We start from the raw sequence: 16,958 nt of genomic DNA, 5'->3' as shown, positions 1-16,958 counted from the left end.
AGATTGATATGAATGTCAGGTTAATGATAAATGAAATTTGTATCAACATTTTCCTATGTACACATCTGTTCAGATGCGCGCTCAAAAATGTCTTAAAAAGTTGTTACGCTGAAAAAATATTTTTTATCGCTTTTTTATGTTGTTTCTCAATTAGTTATAGTTGTTTGTAAAAAGTTTTTCTAAAGGTATCTGAAATTTATTTTCAAAAAAAAGTTTGATACTAAGTTTGTTATATGTAAATATGTATGTACAAATTAGATACTAACTAATAATTATTTGAAATGAACCAAACTAAACTAACCAAATTATGAACCAACGTATCCTTTCCTACGTAAGAGTGAAATATCTTTTATGTTTTTTTTTACTGGGTATCAGTGTACAGCTGTCTGTCGCGCAAAATAGCGGCCTTACCATCAAAGGTAAGGTAAAGGACGGTGCTGGACTGGGAATACCCGGTGTCAGCGTTTTACTGAAAAACACCACTACCGGAACAACGACTGACCTTGATGGTAATTACACTATTAAGGTAACCAATGCAAAAGGTGTCCTTGTTTTTTCTTTTGTAGGTTACAAAAAAACGGAAGTAGAAATTAAAGGTCTTGAAAAGATCGATGTTGTATTGCCTGAAGATGATTCGGCACTAGATGAAGTCGTAGTCGTGGCTTATGGACAACAAAAAAAGGAGAGTATGGTAAGTTCGATTGCGACCATTAATCCTAAGGAACTAAAAGGACCAACCAGTAACCTGACAACTATGTTAGCCGGGCGAGTTTCGGGCATGATCGCCTATCAAAGAAGTGGAGAACCTGGCAGGGACAATGCTAATTTTTTTATCAGGGGTGTTGGTTCATTTGGCGCAGGTAAAGTTGATCCACTCATTCTTATTGATGGTATGGAATCTACAAATAATGCTTTGGCCAGGCTACAACCTGATGATATTGCTAGTTTTTCTGTGTTGAAAGATGCCGCTGCAGCTTCTTTGTATGGTGCAAGGGGAGCGAATGGTGTAATCCTTGTGACAACTAAAGTTGGTAGTGATGGAAAGACCAAGTTTAATTTTAGAGCAGAAAATTCCATCTCTTCGAATACTCAAAATTTTAAGCTGGCTGATAACATTACATATATGAAATTGGCAAACGAGGCGGTGTTGACGAGGAACCCAGGTGCTGCTGAACCTTATAGACAGGATAAAATCGATCATACCATGGCTGGTGATAATCCTTATTTGTATCCGAATAATGATTGGATGGGGTTACTGATTAAAGATTATACGATGAACCAGAGATTTAATTTTAGTATGAACGGAGGTGGAAAAGCTGCTATATATTATATTTCGGGAACCTATAATCAGGATAACGGAGTACTAAAATCAAATGAAAAAAATAATTTTGATAATAACGTTAAGCTGAAAAGTTATGAGATCCGGTCGAATGTTGATGTTAAGTTGACGCCAACCACAATGGGAGCCGTAAAGCTCTCAGGTAGTTTCGATGATTTTAACGGGCCAATTGGGGGTGGTAGCGAAGTATTCAAAAGTACCCTTACTTCTAACCCGGTACTTTTTCCAGCTGTTTTTCCATCTTCCGATTTGCCTGCTGTAAAACATCCGCTTTTTGGAAATGCCAATATCGGTACATCCAAAGACTTTTACAATAACCCATATGCAAGTATGGTTTCTGGTTTCCAGCAGAGTAATACTTCTACTTTAAATGTGCAGTTAGAGTTAAAACAGGATTTTAAATTTATAACTGAAGGACTGAATGCAAGGTTTATGGCTTTCACAAGACGTTATTCTTATTTCGATGTAATTCGTCAGTATAAACCGTTCTTTTACGCGGCAACTCCGACTAATTCTTCAGAAAAGGGCTACAATTTGTCGATATTAAATGAGGAACTAGGTACTGAATACTTAAATTATACAGAACGAGACAAAACGGTAAATACGACAACTCATGGGGAACTGTCCGTAAATTATAACAGAACTTTTGGTCAGAAACATGAGGTTGGTGGTTTGCTGATCACAATCATGAGGAATTATCTGAACGGAAACGCCGGGAGCCTTCAGGCATCTTTGCCTTTTAGAAATCAAGGACTTTCCGGAAGGTTTACCTACGGATATGATACCCGTTATTTGCTGGAAGCGAACTTTGGTTACAATGGATCGGAGCGTTTTGCAAAGAATCACAGGTTTGGATTTTTCCCTTCTATAGGACTTGCCTGGAATGCGCACAACGAAAAATTTCTTAAACCACTTGCCGGAACGTTGACCAAACTAAAACTAAGGGCGACTTATGGTCTTATAGGTATGGATGAGATCGGAAATCCCAATGATCGTTTTTTCTATCTGTCAGAAGTCGATATGAATAGTGGCGGCAGAGGAGCTGTTTTTGGTCAGGATTACGGTTATAGAAGAAATGGGATAGCGATGAAAAGATATCCAAATGAGGGGATTACCTGGGAGATCGTAAAAGCCACCAACATTGGTATGGATATAGGTTTGTTTGGCGCAGTTAATGTTGTGATAGATGCTTACAAAAACCATCGGACCAATATTTTTTCACAAAGGCTGTTTATCCCTTCAACAATGGGCTTGTCTACAGGAATTAGCGCGAATGTAGGAGTAGCTGAAGTAAAGGGTGTAGATATATCTGTAGACTACAACAAGACTCTTGGAAATGTGTGGTTACAAGGTAGAGGTACTTTTACTTTTGCCACAAGTAAAAGATTAGTTAATGAAGAGCCTGCTTATCCGGCTAACATGAGTTACCTGTCTGTGATTGGCCATTCTCTTGATCAGTATTATGGCCATATAGCTGAGCGTTTATTTATCGATGATGAAGATGTTAAGAATTCACCTAAACAAACTGGTTTTGGAGAAGTGCGGGGTGGAGATATTAAGTATCGTGATTTGAACGGAGATGGGGAAATCAATGATTATGATAGGGTAAATGGAATGGGGTATCCAACAAGACCGGAAATAAACTATGGTTTTTGGTTTTCTGCTGGTTATAAGAGCTTTGATTTTAGCGCCTTTTTTCAGGGGTCGGCAAGGTCTTCTTTATTTATAAATCCAGAAGCTATAACACCATTTGCAATGAATAGCAATAAGCAAAACGGTTTACTGAAAGTTATCGCCGAGGATCACTGGTCTGAAGATAACAATAATTTATATGCCTTTTGGCCGCGTTTAAGTTCAACCGTTAGTAAAAACAATACACAGCCCTCTAACTGGTGGATGCGTAATGGGTCTTTCCTGAGACTAAAAACAGTTGAAGTTGGATATAACATGAAGAACCAGTTTGCCAAAAAACTAGGCTTGGGCGGATTAAGACTTTATGCAAATGGTACTAACCTTTTCGTAATTAGTGGTTTCAAAATGTGGGACCCGGAACAGGGCGGGAACGGTTTAGGCTACCCAATTCAGAAAGTGTTTAATGTTGGTGTTAATGTTCAATTGTAAAAGTCAAAAACCTGAAAAATATGAAAATTTTATATAGAAATATTGGGCTTATGATAGTTTCTTTATTAGCAGTGTTCTCCACTGCTTGTAAAAAAAGTTATCTGGATGTAATCCCGGATAATTTGCCAACTATTGAGCATGCGTTTTCAAATCGCGTAGAAGCCGAGAAGTATTTGTTTACCTGTTATTCTTACTTGCCGAAAGAAGGGAACCCGGATATGAACCCGGGCTTTAATGCCGGGGATGAGACCTGGACTTACTGGCCGATGATATACGATTTTTTTGCTTTGGATTCTTATCATATTGCCAGAGGCTTACAGGATAAGGGATATCCTAGAATGAACTATTGGGATGGGTATGACGGCCGCACAATGTGGCAGGGAATCAGAGATTGCAATATATTTTTAGAAAATGTAGATAAGGTGATTGGTTTGGAACCCTACATAAAAGATAGATGGGTGGCTGAAGCAAAATTTTTAAAAGCTTATTACCATTGGTATTTGTTTAGAATGTATGGGCCTATTCCGGTAATGGATAAGAACCTGCCTATCAATGCTACACCTGAGGAGGTGAAAGTAGTTCGTCAGCCTGTAGATTCAGTTGTAAATTATATTTCTAATCTGATAGATGAGGCGACTGTAGGAAACGCCAATGTAGGTCTTCCTGCTAAAATTGACAATCGCATTGATGAACTTGGGCGGGTTACTAAAGTAGCGGCGCTCGCCATAAAAGCCAGGTTGCTGGTTACTGCTGCCAGCCCACTATTTAATGGCAATACAGATTACCGCAACTTTGCAAACAAAGATGGAAGATTACTTTTTAACGCTGTTTACGACCCCAAAAAATGGGTGAAAGCAGCTGATGCGTGTAAAAAAGCTATTGATATGGCGTTAGGTGCAAATGTTGATTTGTATCGTTATGCTTCAGAAACTGGTGGTGCGGTAGATGATGCTACCCAAATAGAAATGAATATCCGCAATGCGGTTTGTGAAAAATGGAATAGAGAATTGATATGGGGCTCTACCGCTGAAGGAACTCCGACTTACTGGCTACAATTATTTGCCTGCCCGCAACTGGATCCGAATAATATCAATAAAGAACTGAAAGGTAAATATGCGCCGACATTAAAAATGGCTGAATTGTTTTATACAAAAAATGGCGTGCCTATAGAGGAAGACAATACCTGGGACTATGCGAATAGATACGAACTGAAGACAGTCACAGCACAGGATAAGCAGATGGAGGAGGGGTACCGGACTGTAGGACTCCATTTCGACAGAGAGCCTCGTTTTTATGCCGATATGGCTTTTGACGGATCTAAGTGGTTGATGGCAAATGGTAAATACACGATTCGCAGTAAATCAGGTGAACACAGTGGTAAAAAACAAGAACGTCAGTATTCTGTAACAGGGTATTTTACGAAAAAATTGGTGAACTGGAATCTTGCGGCTACTTCACTTAATTTGAGTGTAGAATCGTACCCATGGCCGATTATGCGTCTGTCTGATTTATATTTATTATATGCTGAATCCCTAAATGAAGCAGGAAGAACCGCTGAGGCATTACCTTATTTGAATCAGATCAGGGATCGTGCTGGCCTGGCATCAGTAGAAAGTTCCTGGACTAATTTTTCTAATAAACCTGATAAATTTATGAGTATCACAGGGATGCGTGAGATCATTCACCAGGAACGTGGGATTGAAATGGCTTTTGAGGCGAGCCGGTTTTGGGATCTTCGCAGATGGAAAACAGCTGCAAAAGTCCTGAATGCGCCGATTTATGGCTGGAATATTACACAGACAGATGTAGAGGAATATAACACTAAGACATTATTGTTCAATCAGACTTTTATTGGTCCGAGAGACTACTTATGGCCGCTCTCTGAATCTTCACTTCAGATTAATCCGAATCTGGTGCAGACCCAGGGCTGGTAAACACGAGAGATACATAAATGATTGATTTCAATTTAAATAGAAAATAATGAGACGAATTTTATTTATAGGCTATATCGGGCTGTTGTTGCTCTTTACGATCTCTTGTGAACAGGAGGTGCCTGGTCCCATAGAAAATGATGGTGTAGCTCCTGCTCAGGTCAGTAATGTTACTGTAGAAAATCTGAATGGTGCCGCCAGGATTAGTTTTGATGTTCCATCGGATCCCGATTTGCTTTATGTCAGAGCTGTATATACTACAAAAAAAGGAGAGATTAGGGAGACTAAAGTGAGCAAATCCAATAGTAGTGTAATGGTGGTTGGTTTTGGCGATACCGATGCTTACACCGTTAGTTTGTACGCTGTAGATAAGGGAGGCAATGCTTCTGGTTCGGTAAATGTTACGGTTAACCCGAAAGATCCACCTATGGAGCTGGTGAGAAAAACGCTTACCGCTGTTCCGGATTTTGGTGGTATTAATGTTAGTTATGAGAATGTAAATGCCGCAGATGTAGCTATTGTGGTGTTGACCAATAATGAGCTGGGTGAATTTTTGCCTGTAGTCACACATAACACCAAACTTAAAAAGAGTGTGTTTGCTGTTAGAAATTTAAAGGCAGAAGATGCCCGGTTTGGAATCTATGTACGTGACAGATGGGGTAACCTTTCCGATACCTTGTATTTTAATATGACACCCTACTATGAGGAAAGGCTGGACAGGAAAAAGATGAAACCATATGTACTGCCAACCGATGCAGGGCTTGGATACGGTGGAAGTCTGGCGAAGTTATTTGATGACGATAAAGGGGATGGAAGTTTCTATCATAGTGATGATGCAGCAAAGATGCCACAGTGGTTTACTTTTGATATGGGGATAACAGCTAAAGTTACCAGGCTGACTTATTTTATGAGGTTAAATGCTTATTTCGCTTTACACTCACCCAGAGAAATGGAAATTTGGGGTTCAAATGACCCTTCGCCAGATGGCAGTTTTAATAACTGGATACTTCTGGCTACTCATACACAAATTAAACCATCGGGACTTCCGGTTGGTCAGCTCTCGCTGGCTGATACTGATGCCGCGCTGGCAGGAGAATCTATTCCTATTAGTCATGATTTGCCGAAAGTACGTTATATCAGATTTAAAACCCTCAAGAACTGGACGTCTGGAACGTATGTGAATTTCAATGAATTGGAAGTTTGGGGTGACCCGAGATAGTTAGTTTTTAACATAAAATAAAGAGAATGAAACGTATATATATAGTAGCTTACCTGGTTCTTGTTATGCAAGGGCTGTTCTTTACTTCATGTAGAAAGGAGCACGAGTATAAGAAGTATTTTGGCGATGGGGAAATCCTTTACGCCGGAAGGGCTGATACAGTAATTGTACATCCAGGAGACGAAAGGATGCTCCTTTCTGTTGTCCTTGGGAATGATCCGTTAGTAACGAAGGTTAAAGCTTTCTGGAATGATGGAAAGGATTCTATAGTAAAGGCTGTAACGCCGGAAATGATTAAGAGTACGGTAGACTTGATGATTGAGGATTTGGCAGAGGGAACCTACAATTTTACAGTTTTTACTTACGATAATAAAAATAATCCGTCTGTAGTGAGGTATGTTTCCGGAACAGTATATGGATCTGTTTACAGTAGTAATCTGGTAAATAGAAGATTAAAGGGAATTACGTATAACACTGATGGATCAATGGTCAATATCAGCTGGGCACACGGTAATCCGGATGAAGTGGGCATAGAGTTGCTGTATACCGATAAAGACGGGAATAGCAAAACGCGGATGATCCCACAAAAAGAAGTGTTAACAGGTTTGTCTGAATATGATGGAAATACGAAGCTGAAGTATCGTACGATATTTAAGCCGGATCCTAATGCGATTGACACCTATACGATGGACTATGTCGAGGTGGGGTTGCCGGTTTTTGAACGCACGCTTGATAAGTCCAAATTCAATGTTCACATACTTCCGACCGATGCAACTACTGCGCATGGCTGGGTAATGCCTAATATGTGGAAGGATGACGGTGGCGCATCAAGTTTTGCTACAATTAATGGAACGTTACAATGGTTTACTTTTGATACAGGAGTTTCAACTTCCATTACCAGGTTTAAGACCTGGCAGGCTAGCGACAGACTTTATAACCAGGAAAATCTCAAAAGATTTGAAATATGGGGAAGTAACGCACCTGCTGCTGATGGTAGCTGGGCTAGCTGGACCAAACTTGGTACCTTTGAATCTAAAAAGCCATCAGGATCTCCGGTTGGTACAAATACTGCAGGCGATGTTGCTTATGCAAATGCCGGTGAAGATTTTTCGCTTCCTCCAGGCTCGCCAAAAGTTAGGTACATTCGTATCAAAGGACTCGAAATATGGGGAAGTGGAAACTTTACAGTATTAGGAGAGATTACACTTTGGACAAGTGACCGATAAAAACTAATAATTCTAACCATAATAAAAACACACAAATGAAAGTAAAAATGTTAATGTTAACAGGTTTGGGGCTTTTTGCTTTAGGTAAAAACACAAACGCACAGCAGGTTGTGCCTGCAAAGGTTTTACAAAAGGTTGCGTCCATCAAGCCCATGTCGGATTCGGTAGAAGTGATGGCCGAGCGCCTTGTGAAAAAAGGTTTTACTGCCGGTGATGGCTATGGTGAGGTATGGATCAGAGACTTGAATACCTTTGTTACCGTGGCCAGTAAAGTAAATGATAAGGAATTACTAAAAAAGCATTTGATTACTTTCTTTCAATTTCAACAACCTGATGGAGGTATTTTAGATGGTTATGTACCAATTAAAAATGGAGCTGTGCCGTATAATTATTATCATTCGGCTTTAGCGCCTGGTTATGCCGGACATAAAAATACAGTTGAAACTGATCAGGAGACCTCATTGGTGCAGGCGATAGCGAAATATGTAAGAGGTACAGGTGATAAAAGTATTCTGAAAAATACAATTGCAGGTGTATCGGTGCAAAAACACCTGGAACGCGCTATGGGCTTTTTATTAAATAAAAGGTTTGATAAGAAACACGGAATGCTATGGGGGGCAACGACTGTAGATTGGGGAGATGTACAGCCTGAGCATAGCTGGGGTGTTGAATTGGACTCTAATTCGCATTTATCGATCGATATTTATGATAATGCGATGTTTATTATTGCAATAAATGACTTTCTGGAAATTGCAGACTTATCGCCGAAATCCAAAAAATACTGGAAGGATATTAAGGCTAAAATTGCTGTAAATACACGTAAGCACCTTTGGGATAAGAAAAATCAGAAGTTTATACCGCATATTTATTTAAACGGTTCTCCTTTCCCTGCTTCATTTAACGAATCAGAAATCTATTACCATGGAGGAACTGCCGTAGCTATAGAGGCCGGTCTTTTAAATAAAGAAGAGGTAAAAACAGCCTATCGTAAAATGCAGGAGAATGTTAAAAAAGCAAATGCTGCGACTATTGGACTGACAATTTATCCGATCTATCCAAAGGGTTATTTTAAAAATGCTGGTATGGGCCCATATTCTTATCAGAATGGGGGAGATTGGACCTGGTTTGGTGGAAGGATGGTTTCTCAGCTGATCCGTTACAATTTGCTGGAAGAGGCTTGTGAAGCCATGGAACCTATGTTAGACCGAGTGATTAAAAACAATGGATTTTATGAGTGGTATACCCCTGATAACAAACCGCAGGGATCTGCCAGTTTTAGAGGTGAGGCCGGTGTATTGTGGAGTGCGATAAACGAGCTGAAACAGAAAATTAAATAATGCTTTAAAGCTCTTCAAATAGCAAAAAAGGCCTGAGAATATATTTACATTTTCAGGCCTTTTGTTTTTTGTTAGAATTTAGGCACGCCTGCTTTCTACCGAGTAAACAAAGCTGTCTGCTTTATAGTATCCCAGGTTATATTCTATTGGACGGTCGGCCTGATCATAAACATATCTTTTACGGAACAGGATTGGACTACCAGGATCCGTTTCTAGTTTTGCTGCTATAAATTTATCTGCTGCCGCCGCACTGATCTCCTCTTTGGAAAGCTCTGCAATGATATTGTGGTCGCGCTCCAATATATCATATAGCGGCCTTTTAAAATCTTCTTCTCCTGTTAATCCCGTACGGGGATGAAAATAAGATACAAAGTAAACAAATGGACCTTCCGGTTTGCCCCGTAACCTTTCTAGTTTTAGTATTTTTTGATCCGTTTTAATATTGAAAAAGTTGGCTATAGTTTCGGTCGGAAAAATCCAACTCACATGAAGTTCGAAGTTTTTAATTGGAATGCCTCTTGCCTGCATCTCCTGAGAGAAACTAAGCCAGTTAACTGATTTAGAACTGATCATTGCATCAGCCACTTTTGTTCCAACTCCCTTCTTTCGGATCAGTAAGCCTTCGTAAACCAATTTGTTTAAGGCCTGACGCAGCGTGGTGCGGGATATGGCCAGCTGATTTGCAAGATCAATTTCATTAGGTAAAAGCTTACCATTTTGAAATTCAGGAAGCTTAATCATTTTACGTAATAATTCCTCAGCCTGGATATGCAAAGGAATCGGGCTTTTGTGATTGATGGCTATCTTCATGTCTGTTTTTCTGTCCTAGTAGTTTGTAGGTTCAAGGGCAAAATTATGAAAATATATTTGCAAATAATTATTAAATTACTATGTTTGTACATACTTATATATTTGTATTGATTTTGTGAACGGAAGTATTTATGAAACCGATTCAAAATTGATTTAAGCACTGTTTTTTGTTTAATATGTTTGTACATGTTGGTTTGCCTTGATTAATGATAACACACAAAAAAATGATTGAAGATTCTGAAAATGTAGTGAAAACGCAAAGCCGTCAAGCGTTTACAACAAGTAACTGGAGGGAGAGTTTACAGCCCTCGTTGCCTTTGGAAGTGGGGAAGGTACCCTTAGTTGAAAAATATGAACCAACGCCTTATTTCAGCTTAGCTGGTCAAAAGATTATAAATGGTTTTGAACAGCTTACAGATTGGATCATTACCCAGGATAGCGTCCTTATTGATGGCTATGGTGGAGTGTTTTTTAAAGAAATACAGTTAAATATTCAAAAACAACTCGAAATACGTGGTGTTTCCGTGAAATGGCATTTTACAGCTGATTACCTGAAGTCTGAAATCGAGTTGGAAACATTGGTTGGGCCATTTCTAGCTGGAGAAAATGATGTTTGGGGTAAGAAGACCTCACTTGAGCTCGCAGATTTATTTAGGTGTAATGAACTTTCCGGTTTACAAAAAGATAAAAACAAAACGCTCAATATTGTTATAGGTGAGGGAGCAGGACTGGTGCAATGGCTTGCTCCTGTCATCTATTTCGAAATTCCTAAAAATGAGATTCAATACCGGATGAAAGCCGGAGTCATAAGTAATTTAGGTAGTCGTATTACTGATAATCCTTTTTACACCTATAAAAGGTTTTATTTTGTAGACTGGGTATTGTTGAATAAACATAGATTAGCATTACTCGACAGAATTTCGGTTATTGCGGACGGACAATGGCTTGATGATGTGAACTGGATCTTTATGCAAAACCTGCAAGCAGGATTAAGCCAGATGAGTCGTGCTGTTTTTAGAGCAAAACCATGGTTTGAAAGTGGCTCGTGGGGGGGGCAATGGATGAAAGCGCATCTTGACGGACTTAATAAAGAAGAGGTTAACTATGCATGGTCGTTTGAGCTTATTACACCCGAAAATGGCGTTGTGCTGGAAAGTGAAGGTAAATTACTGGAAATAACTTTTGATCTTTTAATGGAGATAGAAAATAAAGCTATATTGGGTAAACATGCTGATCAATTTGGGACTTATTTTCCAATTAGGTTCGACTTTCTCGATACTTTTGAGGGAGGGAACCTTTCTATTCAATGTCACCCTTCCAGATCGTACATAAAAGAGCAGTTTGGTGAAACGATTACGCAGGATGAAACTTATTACATCATGGATTGTGGACCAGAGGCTAAAGTTTATCTTGGGTTTCAGGAGGATATAGATCCTGTAGCATTTCGTAAGGTTTTAGAAGATAGTCAGTCAAACAATGAAAAAATAGAAGTGGAAAAATATATACAAAGTTTTCCATCTCGTAAGCATGAATTGTTTTTAATCCCTAATGGAACTGTACATAGCTCTGGAGTGAACAATATGGTTCTCGAAATTAGCGCCACACCTTATATTTTTACTTTCAAAATGTACGATTGGCTGGCATTAGGGCTTAATGGCAAGCCCCGCCCAATCAATATTGAGCATGCTTTTAATAACCTGAACTTTGAACGTAAAGGTGCTAAAGTTGTTGAAGAACTGATTTCTCATCAAAGTATAATCGAAAAGGGGGCAGACTGGCAATTGCTACAATTACCAACTCATAAGGATCATTTTTACGAAATAGAAAGAGTAGAATTTGATACGGAAGTTGTTTTCAATACGGAAGACAAATGTCATGTGCTTATGCTGGTGGAGGGGACAAGTATTTCTGCTGAAATTGCTGGTGAAGCTTCATACAAATTCAATTATGCGGAAACGTTCATTGTGCCGGCGGCAACTTGCAATTATAAACTAATCAATCATGGAACACAGCGGGCTAAAGTGATAAAGGTCCATCTTAAAGATAATATTCAACTATAAATAAAATTCCCCTAAACAATAACCTAACCAAATAGAACCACATTTTATGAATAAAAACAACAGTGTTTACCTGGGCTTAATTACCCTTGTTGCTTCCCTTGGCGGGCTGCTTTTCGGCTTCGACATGGCAGTAATATCGGGTGTATTGCCATTTGTAGAGGAGAAATTCGATTTAACCCCTTTTTATGAGGGGTGGTTTGTCTCCTCTGCATTGGTAGGTTGCATCATTGGGGTTTCTTTTTCAGGAAGTTTAAGTGATAAAATAGGACGTAAAAAACTGTTGTTCATTTCGGCAATCCTTTTTTTGATTTCAGCAGTAGGGTGTTCAGTCGTTAATTCACTCGATTGGTTAATTGCAGCCCGCTTACTTGGCGGAGTAGGTGTAGGGATTGCTTCTATCGTCGTGCCTTTGTATATATCCGAAATTGCACCTGCGAGTATTAGGGGGCGATTAGTTACCTGTTACCAGCTGGCCATTACAGTTGGTATTTTGCTTGCTTATATCTCGAACTCGCTTTTATTGAGTTATTCTGCAAGTCAATCATCCGTTGGATTTTCTCAGCTTATAGATCTTATTTTCATCGAGGAAGTGTGGCGTGGAATGTTTAGCGTTGGCGGTATATTGGCGATACTTTTTTTAATAGGATTATTTTTTGTTCCTGAAAGCCCCAGGTGGCTGATCAAAAAAGGTCGTGTTCAGGAGGGGATGGACATTCTTAAGTTTATTAACAACGGCCAGGTTCAGGCTGTAGAAGCTGCGTTAAGGGTGGATAGCATTGAAGATGGAGGTTCCTATAAAGAGTTGTTTGCTCCTAAGCTGAGAAAAGCCATGCTACTTGGTATATTGTTACCTTTATTTTCACAGTTGAGTGGGATAAATGCAATTATCTACTATGGCCCTTCAATTTTGCAGGACGCAGGGATTGCCCTGGAAAATTCATTTCTTGGGCAAGTTATCTTCGGTGCAGCGAACCTGGTATTTACTTTTATCGCTATATGGAAAGTAGACCAGTGGGGAAGACGACCATTGTATCTGGTGGGTACACTGGGCGCCTTTGTTAGTTTGTTTGTTACGGGATTTCTCTTTTGGCAAGGATTAACTACCAGTTTTTTTCTGGTCATCAGTGTTACAGTCTTCCTGGCCTGTTTTGCATTTTCTATCGGTCCTTTAAAATTTGTGGTAGCTTCTGAAATTTTTCCTACCAGAATAAGGGGGAAGGCGCTCGGCATTAGTATTATGGTGATGTGGGTGGCAGATACAATAATGGGGCAGGTGACACCAATTTTATTAAAATATGCAGGCACTGCAGCTACTTTCTGGGTATTTGGGGGCTTTTGTCTTATTGCTTTTATAACTGTATATAAGCTGCTTCCGGAAACAAAAGGGAAGTCGCTCGAAGAGATCGAATCTTTTTGGAAGTGATCAGATTATCTATTATTTAATCATATACATAAGAAAAAATGATACCAAATAAATTAAAGCTCAGAACAACTGTTTTTCTGTATTTGTTAGGAACTACAGCCATTTATGCTCAGCAGTTAACAGAACAGGAGTCGATTAAGCTCAATGATCTTTCCGCATTTAACAGTCCTGGCAACAATTGGTCACTGGCCGAAAATGTGACTGTAAATCCCAGGACAGAAAATGAAGTGAAATTTACAAAAGGAACAGGTGTACTTGTTCATCGTTCAGCTAAGAAAGATAAGGGTGTTGATCTGTTTACTCAGGCGCAGCATGGACACCTAATCCTTGAACTAGACTATTTGTTGGGCAAAGGTTCCAATTCGGGAATTTATCTGCAGGGAAATTACGAAGTGCAGCTTAATGACTCATGGGCTGTGGCAAATCCGCAGTCTTCAGATAATGGCGGTATTTACGAACGATGGGATGATACGAAACCAGAAGGATTTAAGGGCTTTGGCGGTTATGCCCCGCGACAAAATGCAAGTAAGGCTCCTGGTTTGTGGCAACACTTGAAAATTGTATTTCAGGCACCTCAATTTGATGCTGCTGGTGTGAAAAGGAGTAACGCAAGGATATTGAGTGCAGAGCTAAATGGTGTACTTATTCACGATAATTTAGAATTGTTTGGACCAACAAAAGGAGGGACAGATCAAGAAAAACCACTTGGACCATTGCGTTTGCAGAGTGGTGAGGGGTTGACTGCTTTTAAAAATATTAAGCTATCTAAGGTTCCTGACGATCAGCTTTATGGTAGAAAAGTAGGTGGAGATGGAGCAGATCCTATTTATATCGATGCGCCTGTTAACACGATGATACGCAGTTTTATAGATATTTCACATAATAAACGTGCGGTACACGCCATATCTGTGGGAACACCGCAGAAAGTGCATTACAGTTATGATCTGGACAATGGCCTGCTTTTGTTTGGCTGGAGTGGCGAGTTTGTCGATGCAACACCTATGTGGGACGGTAGAGGTAACGGTACATCCAGAGCCCGGGGTGTTATAACGCGTTTTACCGATAAACTGGTTCCGGCAGTAGCAAAGCTTTCAAGCCCGCAATCTGCCTGGCCTAAAGATACTACTGGAACAGGCTTTAGAACCAGAGGCTACATATTGGATAACGAAGAAAAACCGAAGTTCAAATACGATGTTTATGGTGCGCATGTTACCGATTCCATTAAGGTTATTGAGGATGGAAAGGGGCTTAGCCGTACCATAAACATAGATAAAACGGTGCCAGATTTATATGTGTTACTGGCCAATGGAGATAATATTCAGGAAATAGGAAAAGGACAATACCGTGTTGACGGAGCGTCTTTTTACATCGAATTAAATGAAACGGCAGATAAACCTATAATCAGAGAGGTTGATGGCAGAAAAGAAATGATTATTCTGCTTGGAAATAAATTAAGATATCACCTTTCGTTCTAACCGCTCTTACTACAAAATGAAACATACTTTTAAAATGCTGGCTATGCTGGCTTTGAGCTTTAATTATACATTTACGCAGGCTCAGGAAACACCAAAAGAAGAAGATTTTTTTAAGATCATGAAAGTGAGGATGCCTGAAGGTCCTGTATTAGAGGTGGGCGGACTTGTTACCCTCCCTAATGGTGATCTGGGAATATCAACCCGTAGGGGCGATGTGTTCATCGTAGAAAACCCGACCAGTAACAGGCCCTATTTTAGAAAGTTTGCAACTGGTCTGCACGAAATATTAGGTCTTGCTTATAAGGAAGGTGCATTTTATGTGGCACAAAGAGGGGAGCTGACCAAATTGATGGATAGGAATATGGACGGTAAGGCTGAGGTGTACGAGACTATTTATGCATGGCCATTAAGTGGTCACTATCACGAGTATAGTTTTGGTCCCAAAATAGCACCAGACGGCTCTTTCTTTGTTACAGGTAATGTGGCTTTTGGCGATCAGGAGTGGTGGCGTGCAGAGAGTCGTGTACCTATGCGTGGTTGGGCAATGAACATTACAGAAGATGGAAAAATGAAACCCTGGGCTGCGGGAATGCGTTCTCCGGCAGGACTAAATGTGATAGACGGACAACTTTATTATACTGAAAACCAAGGCGACTGGGTAGGTTCTGGTGGTGTATGGAAGGTTAATGAAGGTGATTTTATGGGGCATCCCGCCAGTTTGGCCTGGACAAAACGTTCAGATTCCCCATTAAAAATGACTCAGGATTTTTTCTATTCTAAAATAGATGAGAGAAGAATAAAAGATCAAAATGGTTATTATATCAAACCAGAAAACAGGGTGAACGAGAATTTTAAAACTTTGTTTGATATGAAGAAGGAATTCCCTGATCTTCGTCTACCAGCGGTATGGTTACCTTATGGAATTCTGGGTATTTCGACTTCTGAACCTGTTAAAATTCCTAAAGGGACTTTTGGGCCTTTTGAAGGTCAGCTTTTAGTAGGAGACCAGGGGATGAGTATTATTTCACGTGTGTTCCTGGAAAAAGTTAATGGCGAAGAGCAGGGAGCAGCATTTTTGTTCAGAAGTGGTTTCCGTTCGGGTGTGTTGAGAATGGCCTGGGGGCAAGATGGATCTTTGTTTGTTGGTGAAACCAATAGAGGCTGGGGATCTGCCGGTGATGCAAATGAAGGGCTTGAGCGCCTGGTTTACAACAATAAAACTCCTTTCGAAATGAAAGCGGTAAGAGCAATGCCCGATGGTTTTGAAATTGAGTTTACTAGTCCTGTAGATTTGAAGTCGGCTAATGATCTTGCATCTTATGATGTTGAAAGTTTTATCTATAAATACCAGCCTGTTTATGGCTCTCCGCCTGTTAATACTGAGAAGTTAAAGGTGATGGGAGTTAAGGTATCTGCAGATGGTTTAAAAGCTAGGATAGTAGTCGAAAATTTGCGCAAATATTACATCCATACTATTAAGGTAGATGGTGTTCGCGAAAAACAAAATTTCTATTCCCTTGTTCATCCTGTTGCCTATTATACCTTAAACAATATTCCGGCAGGAGAGAAACTTGCGGCAAATGAATGGAGTACAAGGAACTCTAACAGTGATCCGGTGGTGAATGTAACACCAGCGTCTGTAAAAAAGCCAATAAGTGTCAAAGGAAAAGTAATTCCGGCTAAAAAAGTAACTGAACAAATTACAGCGGAAGTAAAAACAGTAGCAAAAGCACCTACTTATACAGAAGTAAAAGGTTTACTGGCTAATTACACCTGTATGGCTTGCCATAATCCCACAAAACGACAGATCGGCCCTTCATTTACCGATATTGCTAAACGTAAATATAGCAATGAAAAGATACTGCAGTTGATTCATAACCCTAAGCCAGAGAACTGGCCCGGCTATTCGACAGAAATGCCGCCAATGCCACAGGTTACTAAAGTTGACGGATTAAAGATTGCAGCTTACATCAATTCTCTAGGTAAATAAACTAAAGCATATATTTGCCCTTCATAA

10 protein-coding genes are annotated in these 16,958 nt (G+C 39.8%); 9 read left to right on the top strand and 1 reads right to left on the bottom strand.

The features are described 5' to 3' along the window. Positions 1-307 precede the first annotated feature (307 nt). Genes R2Q84_RS18905 through R2Q84_RS18885 form a run of 5 tightly spaced genes read left to right on the top strand, consistent with a single transcriptional unit; the run spans position 308 to position 9,173 of the window. A complete protein-coding gene (locus R2Q84_RS18905) occupies positions 308-3,460 on the top strand; it encodes a TonB-dependent receptor (RefSeq protein WP_316818155.1) in 3,153 nt (1,050 codons plus the stop codon). 20 nt (positions 3,461-3,480) lie between these two features. Next, positions 3,481-5,394: a RagB/SusD family nutrient uptake outer membrane protein gene (locus R2Q84_RS18900; protein ID WP_316818154.1), complete on the top strand. Its 1,914-nt coding sequence runs from the start codon at positions 3,481-3,483 to the stop codon at positions 5,392-5,394. Between the two features lie 46 nt (positions 5,395-5,440). Continuing rightward, positions 5,441-6,610 carry a DUF5000 domain-containing lipoprotein gene (locus R2Q84_RS18895; RefSeq protein ID WP_316818153.1) on the top strand — a complete coding sequence of 390 codons (1,170 nt, stop codon included), beginning with the start codon at positions 5,441-5,443 and terminating at the stop codon, positions 6,608-6,610. Positions 6,611-6,636: 26 nt separating this feature from the next. Beyond that, positions 6,637-7,836 carry a DUF4998 domain-containing protein gene (locus R2Q84_RS18890; protein WP_316818152.1) on the top strand — a complete coding sequence of 400 codons (1,200 nt, stop codon included), beginning with the start codon at positions 6,637-6,639 and terminating at the stop codon, positions 7,834-7,836. Positions 7,837-7,871: 35 nt separating this feature from the next. Beyond that, the gene (locus tag R2Q84_RS18885; RefSeq protein WP_316818151.1) at positions 7,872-9,173 is read left to right on the top strand and encodes a hypothetical protein; all 1,302 of its coding nucleotides are present in this window, start codon (positions 7,872-7,874) and stop codon (positions 9,171-9,173) included. Between the two features lie 78 nt (positions 9,174-9,251). Here the strand turns inward: R2Q84_RS18885 and R2Q84_RS18880 are convergent, their stop codons facing one another. Beyond that, positions 9,252-9,983 carry a GntR family transcriptional regulator gene (locus tag R2Q84_RS18880; protein WP_316818150.1) on the bottom strand — a complete coding sequence of 244 codons (732 nt, stop codon included), beginning with the start codon at positions 9,981-9,983 and terminating at the stop codon, positions 9,252-9,254. A gap of 224 nt (positions 9,984-10,207) precedes the next feature. Here R2Q84_RS18880 and R2Q84_RS18875 point away from each other — a divergent pair, with 224 nt between their 5' ends. From R2Q84_RS18875 to R2Q84_RS18860, 4 genes are read left to right on the top strand one after another with little or no spacing between them, the layout of a single operon-like run. Continuing rightward, entirely contained in the window at positions 10,208-12,043 is a 1,836-nt protein-coding gene (locus tag R2Q84_RS18875) for a class I mannose-6-phosphate isomerase (RefSeq protein ID WP_316818149.1), read from the top strand. A gap of 46 nt (positions 12,044-12,089) precedes the next feature. Then, positions 12,090-13,466, top strand: a complete 1,377-nt coding sequence (locus R2Q84_RS18870) for a sugar porter family MFS transporter (RefSeq protein WP_316818148.1) — start codon at positions 12,090-12,092, stop codon at positions 13,464-13,466. A gap of 38 nt (positions 13,467-13,504) precedes the next feature. After that, complete coding sequence (locus R2Q84_RS18865) at positions 13,505-14,941, top strand: DUF1080 domain-containing protein (protein WP_316818147.1); 1,437 nt, start codon at positions 13,505-13,507, stop codon at positions 14,939-14,941. A gap of 16 nt (positions 14,942-14,957) precedes the next feature. Then, positions 14,958-16,931, top strand: coding sequence for a hypothetical protein (locus R2Q84_RS18860; RefSeq protein ID WP_316818146.1), 1,974 nt, complete (start codon positions 14,958-14,960; stop codon positions 16,929-16,931). Positions 16,932-16,958 lie beyond the last annotated feature (27 nt).

Origin of the sequence: Pedobacter nyackensis (genome assembly GCF_032678475.1) — a bacterium.
Taxonomy (GTDB): domain Bacteria; phylum Bacteroidota; class Bacteroidia; order Sphingobacteriales; family Sphingobacteriaceae; genus Pedobacter; species Pedobacter nyackensis_A.
Note: the sequence above shows the minus strand (reverse complement) of the source record. Positions and strands in the feature narration are given on the sequence as shown.